Annotated in this window: 15 protein-coding genes; 8 read left to right on the forward strand and 7 right to left on the reverse strand. The window is 53.9% G+C overall.

Going from position 1 to position 12,915, the window contains the following annotated elements:
• Window positions 1-232: 232 nt before the first annotated feature.
• Window positions 233-799, reverse strand: coding sequence for a D-glycero-beta-D-manno-heptose 1,7-bisphosphate 7-phosphatase (gene gmhB, locus A8O29_RS18605; protein ID WP_125352723.1), 567 nt, complete (start codon window positions 797-799; stop codon window positions 233-235).
• Window positions 800-987: 188 nt separating this feature from the next.
• Here gmhB and metN point away from each other — a divergent pair, with 188 nt between their 5' ends.
• From metN to proS, 6 genes are all read left to right on the forward strand, one after another.
• Window positions 988-2,019, forward strand: a complete 1,032-nt coding sequence (metN, locus tag A8O29_RS18610) for a methionine ABC transporter ATP-binding protein MetN (RefSeq protein ID WP_110510868.1) — start codon at window positions 988-990, stop codon at window positions 2,017-2,019.
• On the forward strand, window positions 2,012-2,665 hold the full coding sequence (locus A8O29_RS18615; RefSeq protein WP_110510867.1) for a methionine ABC transporter permease MetI: 654 nt from the start codon (window positions 2,012-2,014) through the stop codon (window positions 2,663-2,665). The genes metN and A8O29_RS18615 overlap by 8 nt, the downstream gene beginning before the upstream one ends.
• A gap of 41 nt (window positions 2,666-2,706) precedes the next feature.
• On the forward strand, window positions 2,707-3,522 hold the full coding sequence (locus A8O29_RS18620; RefSeq protein ID WP_110510866.1) for a MetQ/NlpA family lipoprotein: 816 nt from the start codon (window positions 2,707-2,709) through the stop codon (window positions 3,520-3,522).
• Between the two features lie 107 nt (window positions 3,523-3,629).
• Window positions 3,630-4,034, forward strand: coding sequence for an Rcs stress response system protein RcsF (gene rcsF / locus A8O29_RS18625; RefSeq protein ID WP_110510865.1), 405 nt, complete (start codon window positions 3,630-3,632; stop codon window positions 4,032-4,034).
• Entirely contained in the window at window positions 4,031-4,738 is a 708-nt protein-coding gene (gene tsaA, locus A8O29_RS18630; protein WP_125352719.1) for a tRNA (N6-threonylcarbamoyladenosine(37)-N6)-methyltransferase TrmO, read from the forward strand. Before rcsF ends, tsaA begins: the two co-directional genes overlap by 4 nt.
• A gap of 111 nt (window positions 4,739-4,849) precedes the next feature.
• Complete coding sequence (proS, locus tag A8O29_RS18635; protein ID WP_125352717.1) at window positions 4,850-6,568, forward strand: proline--tRNA ligase; 1,719 nt, start codon at window positions 4,850-4,852, stop codon at window positions 6,566-6,568.
• Window positions 6,569-6,646: 78 nt separating this feature from the next.
• Here proS and nlpE read toward each other — a convergent pair whose 3' ends face one another.
• The 3 genes from nlpE to A8O29_RS18650 form a co-directional block, all read right to left on the reverse strand.
• Window positions 6,647-7,309: an envelope stress response activation lipoprotein NlpE gene (nlpE, locus tag A8O29_RS18640; protein ID WP_420854029.1), complete on the reverse strand. Its 663-nt coding sequence runs from the start codon at window positions 7,307-7,309 to the stop codon at window positions 6,647-6,649.
• A 66-nt stretch (window positions 7,310-7,375) separates the two neighbouring features.
• Window positions 7,376-7,798: an alternative ribosome rescue aminoacyl-tRNA hydrolase ArfB gene (gene arfB, locus A8O29_RS18645; RefSeq protein ID WP_125352713.1), complete on the reverse strand. Its 423-nt coding sequence runs from the start codon at window positions 7,796-7,798 to the stop codon at window positions 7,376-7,378.
• The gene (locus A8O29_RS18650; protein WP_110510860.1) at window positions 7,795-8,340 is read right to left on the reverse strand and encodes a YaeQ family protein; all 546 of its coding nucleotides are present in this window, start codon (window positions 8,338-8,340) and stop codon (window positions 7,795-7,797) included. Before A8O29_RS18650 ends, arfB begins: the two co-directional genes overlap by 4 nt.
• A gap of 195 nt (window positions 8,341-8,535) precedes the next feature.
• Between A8O29_RS18650 and A8O29_RS18655 the strand changes: the two genes are divergently transcribed.
• Window positions 8,536-8,736 carry a YaeP family protein gene (locus tag A8O29_RS18655; protein ID WP_110510859.1) on the forward strand — a complete coding sequence of 67 codons (201 nt, stop codon included), beginning with the start codon at window positions 8,536-8,538 and terminating at the stop codon, window positions 8,734-8,736.
• Complete coding sequence (rof, locus tag A8O29_RS18660; protein WP_110510858.1) at window positions 8,723-8,983, forward strand: Rho-binding antiterminator; 261 nt, start codon at window positions 8,723-8,725, stop codon at window positions 8,981-8,983. The genes A8O29_RS18655 and rof overlap by 14 nt, the downstream gene beginning before the upstream one ends.
• A gap of 17 nt (window positions 8,984-9,000) precedes the next feature.
• Here the strand turns inward: rof and tilS are convergent, their stop codons facing one another.
• Genes tilS through A8O29_RS18675 form a run of 3 tightly spaced genes read right to left on the reverse strand, consistent with a single transcriptional unit; the run spans window position 9,001 to window position 12,894 of the window.
• A complete protein-coding gene (tilS, locus tag A8O29_RS18665) occupies window positions 9,001-10,302 on the reverse strand; it encodes a tRNA lysidine(34) synthetase TilS (protein ID WP_125352711.1) in 1,302 nt (433 codons plus the stop codon).
• 3 nt (window positions 10,303-10,305) lie between these two features.
• Window positions 10,306-10,695 (reverse strand): VOC family protein, encoded by a 390-nt coding sequence (locus A8O29_RS18670; RefSeq protein WP_125352709.1) that lies wholly within the window; start codon window positions 10,693-10,695, stop codon window positions 10,306-10,308.
• A 60-nt stretch (window positions 10,696-10,755) separates the two neighbouring features.
• Window positions 10,756-12,894 carry a lysine decarboxylase LdcC gene (locus A8O29_RS18675; protein WP_125352707.1) on the reverse strand — a complete coding sequence of 713 codons (2,139 nt, stop codon included), beginning with the start codon at window positions 12,892-12,894 and terminating at the stop codon, window positions 10,756-10,758.
• Window positions 12,895-12,915 lie beyond the last annotated feature (21 nt).

Raw genomic sequence — 12,915 nt, forward strand, 5'->3', positions numbered from 1 at the left:
AAGAGCAGTGAGTTACGCGCTTTCGCTTGCTAACTCGAGGTGGCGTATATTACGCTTTCCTCTTTCAGAGTCAACCCTTAATTTCAGGATTTTTAACTCTCATCGCCGCCGGTACACTGTGAAGTTGTTCACATGTTCCGTGTCGATGGAGGCGCATTATAGGGAGCTGCTGAGGAATGACAAGCGGAAAAATGCATTTTTATTTCAACCGCTCATCTTTTCACCTGAACGCTTATTTATTCTGCTTTTTGATGGCTGCAGGCAGCGCAGCTAGGCTATCAAGCACCCAATCTGCTGCATTTTCAGCCTCATCGGTTACTGGCTTGCCGGTACGCACTAATACTTTATTACCCACGCCTGCAGCTGCAGCCGCCAGCATATCCTCAACTTTGTCGCCAACCATAAAGGAGGCGTCCATATCGATATGAAGGAAATCACGGGCAGAAATCAACATTCCCGGATGTGGCTTACGGCAATCGCAGACCTGGCGGTACTCTTCTACTGTTCCTTGCGGATGATGCGGACAGAAATAGATGCCATCCAGATCGACACCGCGATCGGCCAGAGACCAGTCCATCCACTCCGTTAATGTTTCGAATTGGGTTTCGGTAAATTTGCCACGCGCAATTCCAGACTGGTTGGTCACCAACACCAGCGCATAGCCCATTTCTTTTAGCTCACGCATAGCGTCAATGGCGCCATCTATAAATTCGAATGCGTCGATTTCGTGGACGTAGCCATGATCGACATTAATAGTGCCATCACGGTCTAAAAAAATAGCGGGAACGGTTTTTGCCACCGGTTTGCTCCTGAGTAAGGCTTGTGGCGCTATTATCTCATTTTTCCTGCGCCAATAAAGTGCTCATTATCGCCCTGCGGATTGATTTAGACGTCTGGATGCCTTAACATCCATTTCATTGACAGTCGCTGCACCTCTGCAGCAGCAGAAAATGCCACGGCAAATCACTAAACGATAATAAATAGCTAATGATAAAACTTTCGAATATCACCAAAGTGTTCCAGCAGGGCAATAAAAGCATTCAGGCATTGAATAATGTCAGCCTGCACGTGCCTGCCGGACAAATTTACGGCGTCATCGGTGCATCAGGTGCAGGTAAAAGCACGCTGATCCGCTGCGTCAATTTACTCGAGCGTCCAACCCAGGGAACCGTTCTTGTTGATGGGCAGGACTTAACCGCCCTTTCCGAATCACAGTTAACAAAAGCACGTCGCCAGATTGGCATGATTTTCCAGCATTTTAACCTGCTGGCATCGCGTACCGTTTTCGGCAACGTTGCACTGCCGCTTGAGCTGGACAACACCTCTAAAGAAGAAGTGAAGCGTCGCGTGACGGAACTGTTGGACCTGGTAGGTTTGTCGGATAAACATGACAGCTACCCGGCGAACCTTTCCGGTGGGCAAAAACAGCGCGTGGCCATTGCTCGTGCGCTGGCAAGCAATCCAAAAGTCTTGCTATGTGATGAAGCCACCAGCGCCCTGGATCCAGCAACGACCCGTTCTATTCTCGAACTGTTGAAAGACATTAACCGTCGTCTCGGCCTGACCATTCTATTGATCACGCACGAAATGGATGTGGTTAAGCGCATCTGTGACTGCGTGGCGGTTATCAGTAACGGTGAATTGATCGAGCAGGATACGGTGAGCGAAGTGTTCTCTCATCCGAAAACACCACTGGCGCAGCAATTCATTCAGTCCACGCTGCACCTGGACATTCCAGAAGACTATCTGACGCGCCTGAAACCAGAGCAGTTGGCCGACAGCGTGCCCATGCTACGTATGGAATTTACCGGTCAGTCCGTCGATGCACCGCTGCTGTCAGAAACGGCCCGCCGCTTCAATGTGAACAACAACATTATTAGCGCGCAGATGGATTACGCCGGCGGCGTGAAGTTCGGCATTATGCTGACTGAAATGCACGGCACACACGAAGATACGCAAGCCGCCATTGCCTGGCTGCAAGAACACCATGTGAAAGTAGAGGTACTGGGTTATGTCTGAGCCGATGATGTGGTTACTGGCGCGTGGCGTCTGGGAAACGTTGGCAATGACCTTTGTTTCCGGTTTCTTTGGTTTCGTATTGGGTCTGCCAGTGGGCGTGCTGCTGTATGTCACGCGTCCAGGCCAGATTGCTGAGAACGTGAAGCTGTACGGCATTCTCTCTGCGCTGGTGAATATCTTCCGTTCTATTCCATTCATTATCCTGCTGGTATGGATGATTCCATTTACCCGCGTGATTGTCGGAACCTCTATCGGCCTGCAGGCAGCGATCGTTCCGCTGACCGTAGGTGCAGCGCCGTTTATCGCCCGTATGGTGGAAAATGCCCTGCTGGAAATCCCGACCGGCTTGATTGAAGCCTCCCGCGCAATGGGTGCCACGGTCATGCAGATCGTTCGCAAAGTCCTGTTGCCAGAAGCGTTGCCGGGTCTGGTGAACGCGGCCACCATTACGCTCATTACTCTGGTTGGTTACTCCGCGATGGGCGGTGCCGTCGGTGCTGGCGGTCTGGGTCAGATTGGCTATCAGTATGGTTACATCGGCTATAACGCCACGGTAATGAATACCGTGCTGGTATTACTGGTTGTTCTGGTTTATTTAATTCAATTCTCTGGCGATCGCATCGTCCGGGCTGTCACTCACAAGTAACGTTACACACAACAAACAACTCTAAGAGTTAAGGAAAGAAAATGGCGTTCAAGTTAAAAACCTTTGCGGCCCTGGGTGCCCTGATTGGTTCTCTGGCACTGGTGGGTTGTGGTCCGGATCAAAAAGACCCTAACCATATTAAAGTCGGCGTGATCGTGGGTGCGGAACAGCAGGTTGCTGAAGTGGCTCAGAAAGTAGCGAAAGAGAAGTATGGCCTTGACGTTGAACTTGTTACCTTCAACGACTACGTACTGCCTAACGAAGCGCTGAGCAAAGGCGATATCGACGCCAACGCCTTCCAGCACAAACCGTATCTGGATCAGCAGATCAAAGATCGCGGCTACAAACTGGTTCCAGTCGGCAGTACCTTCGTTTACCCGATTGCTGGCTACTCCAAAAAAATCAAATCTCTGGACGAACTCCAGCCGGGCTCTCAGGTTGCCGTACCTAACGATCCAACCAACCTCGGTCGTTCCCTGCTGCTGCTGCAGAAAGTGGGCCTGATCCAACTGAAAGAAGGTGTTGGCCTGCTGCCGACCTCTCTGGACATTACCGGGAACCCAAAAAACCTGAAAATTGTTGAGCTGGAAGCCCCGCAGCTGCCGCGCTCTCTTGACGATGCTCAGATCGCTCTGGCCGTTATCAACACCACTTACGCAAGCCAGATTGGCCTGACTCCGGCAAAAGACGGTATCTTTGTTGAAGACAAAGACTCCCCGTACGTAAACCTGATCGTGAGCCGTGAAGACAACAAAGACGCGGAAAACGTGAAGAAATTCGTTGAGGCGTATCAGTCTGACGAAGTCTTCGAAGCCGCCAACAAGATCTTCAACGGTGGCGCGGTTAAAGGCTGGTAATCTTTCCACAAAGTAATATCATTCAGGACGGGCTTTTGCCCGTCTTGTCATTTCTGCTGGCACCTGATTCAATAAGTCCCGGTTTTTATATTCATTGAGGAAATACTATGCGTGCTTTACCGGTCTGTTTCTTAGCGCTGATCCTGAGCGGCTGTTCCATGTTAAACAGATCTCCCGTAGAACCTGTACAAAGCACCGCAACCCCACCGAAAGCCGAGCCAGCCAAACCAAAAGCGCCGCGCCCTGCTCCGGTGAAAATTTATAACAGCGCTGAAGAACTGATTGGTAGCCCATTCCGCGATCTCGGTGAAGTCAGCGGCGAATCCTGCCAGGCGTCAAACCAGGATTCTCCACCGAACATCCCAACGGCCCGCAAGCGTCTGCAAATTAACGCGGCCAAAATGAAAGCCAATGCGGTTCTGCTGCACAGCTGTGAAGTCACCAGCGGCACGCCGGGCTGCTATCGTCAGGCCGTTTGTCTTGGAACCGCCCTCAACGTTTCGGCGAAATGAGTGCATTTTCCTTTGAGCAGATAGGCGTAATCCGCTCGCCCTATAAAGAGAAGTTTGCCGTCCCACGCCAGCCCGGTCTGGTGCAACACGGTAACGGCGAACTTCACTTGCTCCCCCCTTATAATCAGCCGGATGCCGTTCGCGGCCTTGAAGCCTTCAGCCACCTCTGGGTGCTGTTCGTGTTTCATCAAACCATGGAAGGCGGCTGGCGTCCGACCGTTCGTCCTCCCCGTCTTGGCGGTAACGCCCGAATGGGCGTGTTTGCGACCCGCTCTACTTTCCGTCCAAACCCTGTCGGAATGTCGCTGGTCGAACTGAAAGACATTCGCTGTCATAAAGATCAGGTCATTCTGCAACTTGGCAGTCTGGACTTAGTGGACGGCACGCCGGTCGTGGATATCAAACCCTATCTGCCGTTTGCCGAGGCGCTGCCGGATGCCCAGGCGAGCTACGCGCAGCAGGCACCGGTTGCCAGCGTAGACGTTAGCTTCTCCGCAGAACTCGAAAGTGCATTTCCGTCACTCGAAAAGCGTTATCCTCATCTTCGTGCCTTTATAATGGATGTCCTGGCTCAGGACCCGCGTCCGGCCTACCGAAAAGGAGAAGAAACGGGAAAAACTTACGCCGTCTGGCTGCATGATTATAACGTTCGCTGGCGCGTCACCGACGCCGGGTTCGAAGTCTTTGCCCTGGAAGCGCGCTAATTTTCGTCTCCTCTCTTTTGACAATTCTGCCAGGCTGATAAACTAAACCACTTTTTTGTATCAGGCGGGCTTTCCCGCTTGTGCCGATCGTTCAAATGGAACCGTAATAACATGCGTACTAGTCAATACTTGCTCTCCACGCTGAAGGAGACACCTGCCGACGCCGAGGTTATCAGCCACCAGCTGATGCTGCGCGCCGGGATGATTCGCAGGCTCGCTTCCGGGTTATACACTTGGCTGCCGACCGGCCTGCGCGTCCTGAAAAAAGTCGAAAACATCGTGCGTGAAGAGATGGATAACGCCGGTGCAATCGAGGTGTCCATGCCCGTGGTTCAGCCTGCAGACCTGTGGCAGGAGAGCGGTCGCTGGGAGCAATACGGCCCTGAGCTGCTGCGTTTTGTCGATCGCGGCGATCGTCCATTTGTTCTCGGCCCAACGCATGAAGAAGTCATCACCGACCTGATTCGTAACGAGCTGAGCTCTTACAAACAGCTGCCGCTGAACTTCTATCAGGTCCAAACCAAATTCCGTGATGAAGTTCGTCCTCGCTTTGGCGTGATGCGCTCGCGTGAATTCATCATGAAAGACGCCTACTCGTTCCATACGTCTCAGGAATCCCTGCAAGAAACGTATGACGCGATGTATACGGCTTACAGCAAAATCTTCACCCGTATGGGTCTGGACTTCCGCGCAGTTCAGGCCGATACCGGTTCTATCGGCGGTAGCGCATCTCATGAATTCCAGGTGCTGGCATCCAGCGGTGAAGATGACGTTATCTTCTCTGACACTTCTGATTTCGCAGCCAACATCGAGTTTGCTGAAGCGCTGGCACCGAAAGCTCCACGTGCGGCAGCGACTCAGGAAATGACGCTGGTTGATACGCCAAACGCAAAAACCATCGCCGAGCTGGTTGAGCAGTTCAATCTGCCGGTTGAGAAAACCGTTAAGACCCTGCTGGTGAAAGCGGTTGAAGACAGCGCGTATCCGCTGGTTGCGCTGCTGGTGCGTGGCGATCACGAGCTGAACGAAGTGAAAGCAGAAAAACTGGCGCAGGTCGCCAGCCCGCTGACTTTCGCAACCGAAGCTGAAATTCGTGCCATCGTCAATGCCGGCCCGGGTTCCCTCGGCCCAGTCAACATGACCATTCCAGTGGTTATCGACCGTACCGTTGCCGCAATGAGTGATTTCGCCGCTGGCGCAAACATCGACGGTAAACACTATTTCGGCATCAACTGGGACCGCGATGTAGCGACTCCGGAAGTGGCTGATATCCGTAACGTAGTTGCAGGCGATCCAAGCCCAGACGGTCAAGGCACGCTACTTATCAAACGCGGGATCGAAGTCGGTCACATCTTCCAGCTCGGCACCAAGTACTCCGAAGCCATGAAAGCCTCGGTACAGGGCGAAGACGGTCGTAACCAGACTCTGACCATGGGCTGCTACGGTATTGGTGTGACCCGTGTGGTTGCAGCGGCTATCGAGCAGAACCACGACGAGCGCGGCATTGTGTGGCCGGACAACATTGCCCCGTTCCAGGTCGCAATCCTGCCAATGAACATGCACAAATCTTACCGCGTTCAGGAGCTGGCCGAGAAACTGTACGCCGAGCTGCGCGCTCAGGGTATTGAAGTGCTGATGGACGATCGTAAAGAACGTCCGGGCGTGATGTTTGCTGATATGGAACTGATCGGTATTCCACATACCGTGGTCATCGGCGACCGTAACCTCGACAGCGATGAAATTGAATACAAATACCGTCGCAACGGCGAGAAGCAGATGATCAAAACCGGGGACATCCTCAACTATCTGGTTCAGTCGATTAAAGGCTAAGTCTGCCGCTTTTCAGGCATAAAAAATGCCAGCCCTTAACGCGGCTGGCATTTTTTTATCTGTCGCTTAGGTTCAGCCTCAGTTACCGCACGCTTTACCCGGAATAAACTTCGCGTCTTTGTCGGCTTTCAGGGTTTTCACCTGCTCGCCAGTATCCGGATTTGCCTCCTGGGCGAAGTGCCCTTCAACGGTCAGCAGCACAGGCTTGCTTTCGGTGCCACGCGCCGCAGCATAATCACGTTCCAGCTGGGCGTTATTCGCCACCGCCACACGTTTACCCGTCGCGCAATCGGTGAAGACGGCTGCATCGGCCATGTAGATGTACATTCCGCGCATCGCCATTGGCGTGATTGGCAGACTGGATTTCACCGGCTCTAGCGTGTAATTCAGCGACGAGACAATCGGGTGGCCTTCGCGGTCCAACATTTCCAGCTTATCGCCTTTCGCGCGATAGTAAGACTTCTCACCTTTGCTGTCGGTCAGCACCAGCTTTTCAGCCGTGCGAGCCCAGGTGCCGTAGGAACCAAACGATGAAGGCTCACGCGTAACGCCCTGATAACGTTCATTCATCACCCAAGTACCGTCTTTTTCCAGGAACAGCGACGTTTCAATGCCTTCGCAATCAGCGCATGGCAAAATCCCGCGCCAGCTTTGCTGCATGGGTTGCAGAGCGGTATCCTGGCCTGCTTTCAACATCGGTTCATCTGAACGGTTATTACAGCCAGGCAATGCGCAAAGCATACCAATCGCTGCGAGGGTCACCAGTACCTTCTTCACCTTAATTTCCTTATGTGGCTCAAATTGGGGTCAGTCCCCGGAACTCCGGACTTTACCGCGCATCGCTTTTACCGATGACTTCTGCGACTTGGACGCCAGCCGACGCTCTTTCGACGCCCGCGTTGGACGCGTTGCCCGACGGTGTTTTTGTACGACAGTCAGGGTTTGAATCACAGAGACCAACCGCGCGACGGCCGCTTCACGGTTCATTTCCTGACTGCGATATTCCTGCGACTTTATAATGATCACGCCATCGGCGGTGAGCAAATGGTGGCTGGCAGCCAACAGGCGCTCTTTAAAATACTCTGGCAGGCTGGAGGCCCGAATGTCAAAGCGCAGGTGAATCGCCGTTGAGGTCTTATTCACATTTTGCCCGCCGTTGCCCTGCGCACGAATCGCGGTGATCTCCACCTCTTCGTCGCCCAAAGACACTGACTGGGAGATGACAATCATTTCGGCTGCTGCCAGCAGGTTGGGACGATTTCGAGATTATTCTGATCGTCGGACAGCCACAGCGTGCCTTCCTGAAGCGTAGCCTGGAGTGACATGTTGCGCGCCGCAAAGGCCGTCAGCTGCGACAATTGCGTATCGTCGAAGTACCAGATGCTCAGATTTTTAAACCCAGCCAGCGCGGCTTGATTTTGCTGCCACCAAATTTCTGCGGCGCGGCTGTTGTAGGTGAACAGCGCCACCTGCTTCGAACGCGAACAAGCTTTCTTGATGCGGCGTTCTTCGGGTAAACCGAGTTCAATCCACAGGTCGATACCCAAATGATCATTGAGCAGCCACACTTCCGGCTCGTCATCCGCGCTCAGGCCACGGGTAAACTGCAGACGATCGTCAGCATACATAATCCATGCCAGCAGGCGCAGCATCATGCGCTCTTCGGTTTCTGACGGATGACGTGCCAGCGTCAGGCTGGCATCGAGAAACTGGTTACGGTCGAGGTCGGCAACATTGACCGCCGCTTTATAAATTGTCGCTTTCAGCGCCATGATTTTACTCCTGAAAATTGGCGGCCATTGTACCGAAATCAGCCGCAAAAGGCTGTCGCCAATTTTCCGCAAGACAGCTCATCCTGCTGATATTGCTTAAATGAGTATGGTATAGTCACCTTGCTAAACAGAGTTTATCTTCGTAGGCTTAAACTTGCATCCCACAGTTAAGTCAGAACGCTGACAGGAGGGCATGTGGAAAAGTATTGTGAGTTAATACGCAAGCGGTATGCGGAAATCGCCAGCGGAGACCTGGGATATATACCTGATTCGCTGGGTTGTGTGCTAAAAGTATTGAATGAAGTGGCGTCAGATGACGCGATTTCAGAGTCGGTCAGGGAAAAAGCGGCCTTTGCGGCGGCAAACTTACTGGTGAGCGATTATGTCAATGAATGAGTCTTATCAACCCATCAACTGTGATGACTATGACAATCTCGAACTCGCCTGTCAGAACCATCTCGTTTTGGCGCTGGAGCTGAAAGATGGCGAAGTGCTGAAGGCGAAAGCAAACGATCTAGTCTCACGCAAAAACGTTGAGTACCTTGTCGTTGAAACCTCAGGCGAAAGCCGCGAACTGCGACTCGACAAGATAGCCAGCTTTAGCCACCCGGATATCGGTACCGTGGTGGTAAGCGAAGAGTAATCCGCAGACGGGCAGTGCTACTGCCCGTTTTTTTGTCTGATAATTGCCAAACCCATTTCCTCTTCCCTGCACTGCCCGTCGAGCGTCACAAAATATCCCACCGCTGCAATTAACGTCTCATTAAAATAAAGCAGCGGTGTGGTTTCCCTGAGCCACGGCGCGACGCCCATCTCCTGCCAGATTTTTTTCAGCTTACGTCCGCCGCTGCGCCCGACAATATGCAACGTACCGGATGCGGTATAACGCACGCTGACGTGCTCACCGGCATGCGGCGGGCGGATATCTTTCCCCTCAGTGCACCGAAGTGTGTCGCCGCTGGGGAGTAACAGCGGTTGAGTCATGTCAGCCCAGTCCAGCTGAGGGGCATTTTGCCGTTCGTATGTCGGGACCCACCACAGCTGCTGCTGATAGCGTCGAACCTCGAAATCGCCCAGGCGCACCAGCGGGTTCGCATCATCACGCGCCAGCGCCACTTCCTGCCAGAGTCGTTCCAGCATCGCACGCGACGGCATCATCGCCTGATGCCCCGCCAGCCAGCGACGAAGCAACGCCCCGCGGCGGGAATCACTCACCTTCAACAGCGGTTCGATGGAGAGCTGGCCTTGCGTCCCGGTGAGCGTAGCCAGTTCTTCGGCCAGCAGCTCATCCAGCAATTGTTCCTGCTCACCGCACAGTGCCGCGCTGCGTGCCGCCGCGTCGGCAAAATGCGGCCAACGTTCCGTCAGCAGCGGCACCACCCGCAGGCGCAGGAAGTTACGATCGTAAGCGTCGTCGCCATTACTTTCATCTTCAATCCAGCGTAACCGGTGTTTGGCCGCCCACTGTTCAAGCGCTGCTCTGCGCAGATTGAGCAACGGGCGCAGCAGCGTCGTGCCGGCAAAGGCTGATTCTACAGACATGCCCGATAGCCCCGCCGGACCGCTCCCGCGCTTGAGCGCTAACAGCAGCGTTTCACACTGATCGTCTAAATGCTGCGCCGTGACCAGTACTTCCCCCGGCTGTAATGCCGCCCGGAAAGCGTCGTAGCGCGCTTCACGGGCGTGCGCTTCTACGCCAAGACCTTCATCTGCCAGCGTCACCCTAACCACGTCCAGCGGCACTTCCAGCCCGGAACAAACCTGCTGACAATGTACAACCCAGGCATCTGCGTTCGCACTCAGCCCATGATGAATGTGGATAGCGCGCAGCCTGACGTCAGGGGATTGCTCCCGCCAACATGCCAGCTGATGCAAAAGGACCGTTGAATCCAGGCCGCCGCTGAAGGCAACCAGAAAATGTCGGTGAGGTTGAAGCGCGTCGATGACAGATTTCAGGCTCATGAGTTATTGCTGATACAGCTCCAGCGGCAGCCCGTCCGGATCGCTAAAGAAAGTAAAGGGGCGGTCGGTAAACGGGTCGATCCGAATCGCCTCACATGTCACACCGTGGCTTTCGAGATGGGCAACGGAGGCATCGAGGTCATCCACGCTAAAGGCCAAATGGCGCAGGCCGCATGCTTCAGGGCGTGACGGGCGCGCAGGCGGAAACGGAAAAGAAAACAGCTCGATAGTGTACTGGCCATTAAGCGCCAGATCGCCTTTCCAGGAATCCCGCTCTTCACGATAAAACTCGTCCTGCAGAGTGAAGCCCAGAATATCGCAGTAGAACGCCTTACTGTTGGCGTAGTTGCTTGCGATGATGGCGATGTGGTGAACCTGTTTTAAACCCAGCATGTTTTCTCCTTATTGATATCCGCAGCACGTTACCTGTGGCGAGCCGCCTGACGCAAGACATCAGGCCTCTTTTAAGACTCGTACCCAGTACACGCCCTCTTCATCACGCTTCGCGCCGTGGATGTCGGTTTCAAAGCCAGGATAATGACGCCCAATGGAGCACAGCATCAGCAGGAAATCGAGCACCGCCCGGCTTTCCTCGGTGATCACCTCTCCCGGCATTAGCAACGGAACGCCCGGCGGATACGGCAGGATCATATTAGCCGAAACGCGGCCCACCAGCTGCTCTATCTGGATTGTTTCCACCTCGCCTTTGATCTGCCGCTGCCAGGCTTTGTGCGGCGTCATTTTCATTTCCGGCAACACGTCAAACGCGCGCAGCATAAGATGTGAAAGCTGATGCTGGCAGATAAGCTTGTGGATCCCCTGCGCCAGATCCTGAATACGCATGTTGCGATAGAAATCAGGATCTTCAGCATACAGATCCGGCAGCATGTTTTTGACCCGTAAATTCAGATCGTAGGAGCGCTTGAACTCCGTCAGGCCACGCAGCAGGCCCATCGCCCGGGTTTTGTCGATCCCAATACTGAACAAGAACAGCAAATTATACGGCCCGGTTTTCTCAACCACCACACCTCGCTCATCGAGGAATTTCGCCACCAGCGCCGCCGGGATCCCCTCTTCGCTCATGTTGCCCTGCTCATCCATCCCCGGCGTCAGGATCGTGACTTTCACCGGATCGAGGAACATATGATCCGCATCGGCGTCGGCAAATCCGTGCCAGTCTTCCCCCGGCGACACCGGCCAGCATTCGGCTTCATCCACCTTTTCCGGCTGCCAGATATCGAAGAACCAGCCGTCAGACTCTTCGCGCAGACGTTGCACCTCTTTACGGAAATGCAGCGCGCGTTCAACAGAACGGTTAATCAGGCGCTTGCCCGGGTTTCCGCGCAGCATCGCCGCGGCGGTTTCAATCGAGGCAACAATCGGGTAACTCGGCGACGTCGAGGTGTGCATCATAAAGGCTTCATTGAAGGTATCTTCGTCATAGTCGCCTTTGATGTGGATAAGAGACGCCTGCGACAGCGCCGCCAGCATTTTATGCGTGGACTGCGTTTCGTAGATAACTTTGCCCGGCACGCGATCGCCACTCATCCCGCTTTTGCCGTCATAAATCGCATGAAAATTGGTGTACGGCACCCACGCAGAATCGAAGTGAATCGACGGCACGTCGAGAGTTTCTTTAATCCAGGTGGTGTTATACAGCAGGCCGTCATAGGTGGAATTGGTAATAACCGCGTGAACCGGCCATTCCGCCCCAACAGTGGCACTGACTTTTTGCGTGATGCTGTCGCGGGTAAACTCCCGCTTCGGGATCCCGCCCAGAATACCGAGCGCATTGCGGGTCGGCTTCAGCCACAGCGGCACGACATCACTCATCATCAGTAAATGCGCCAGCGACTTATGACAGTTGCGGTCAATCAGCAGCGTACTTCCCGTCGGCGCGGCATACATGCCAACGATTTTGTTCGACGTCGACGTGCCATTGGTCACCATGTAGCTCTGCTCGGCACCAAACGTACGCGCGATATACTCTTCCGCTTCCAGATGGGGGCCGGTGTGATCGAGCAGCGAGCCCAGCTCAGTCACCGATATCGAGACATCGGCCTTCAGGGTATTACCGCCAAAGAAGTCGTAAAACAGACAGCCTACCGGGCTTTTTTGATACGCGGTGCCCGCCATGTGTCCTGGCGTACAGAAGGTGTATTTCCCCTCTTTGACATAATTAAACAGCGCCCGGGTAAACGGCGGGGTGATGTTGTCGAGGTATTCGGTGGTGTACTGGCGTATGCGCGTGGCGATGTCTTCTTCCGCACCCAGCGCGTACTCAAAGAACCACAGCGCCATGCGCATATCGTTGACGCTGACATCCAGCGTGGAATGGGTATTGATGAATGCGTAAAGCGGTAAATATTCGTTGAGTTGATTGATATCGCGGCACAGCTCTTCACCGTATTCGTCCCAGTCGAAGATTACCCCGCAGATCCGCGGATTTTGCTCGATAAACTTGATGAGGTCGGCGCTATTTTGCGGCCAGATAATTTTGAATCCCTGCTGCGTCAGCGACGCTTCCAGGTCCTTAATCGGCTGATCTTTATGGTAGACGCCGTGCGGCCCCATGATGGCGATAATATTCACGCATTCCTCCTGGAAAAAAAC

The organism is Scandinavium goeteborgense, from assembly GCF_003935895.2.
Classification (GTDB): Bacteria; Pseudomonadota; Gammaproteobacteria; order Enterobacterales; family Enterobacteriaceae; genus Scandinavium; species Scandinavium goeteborgense.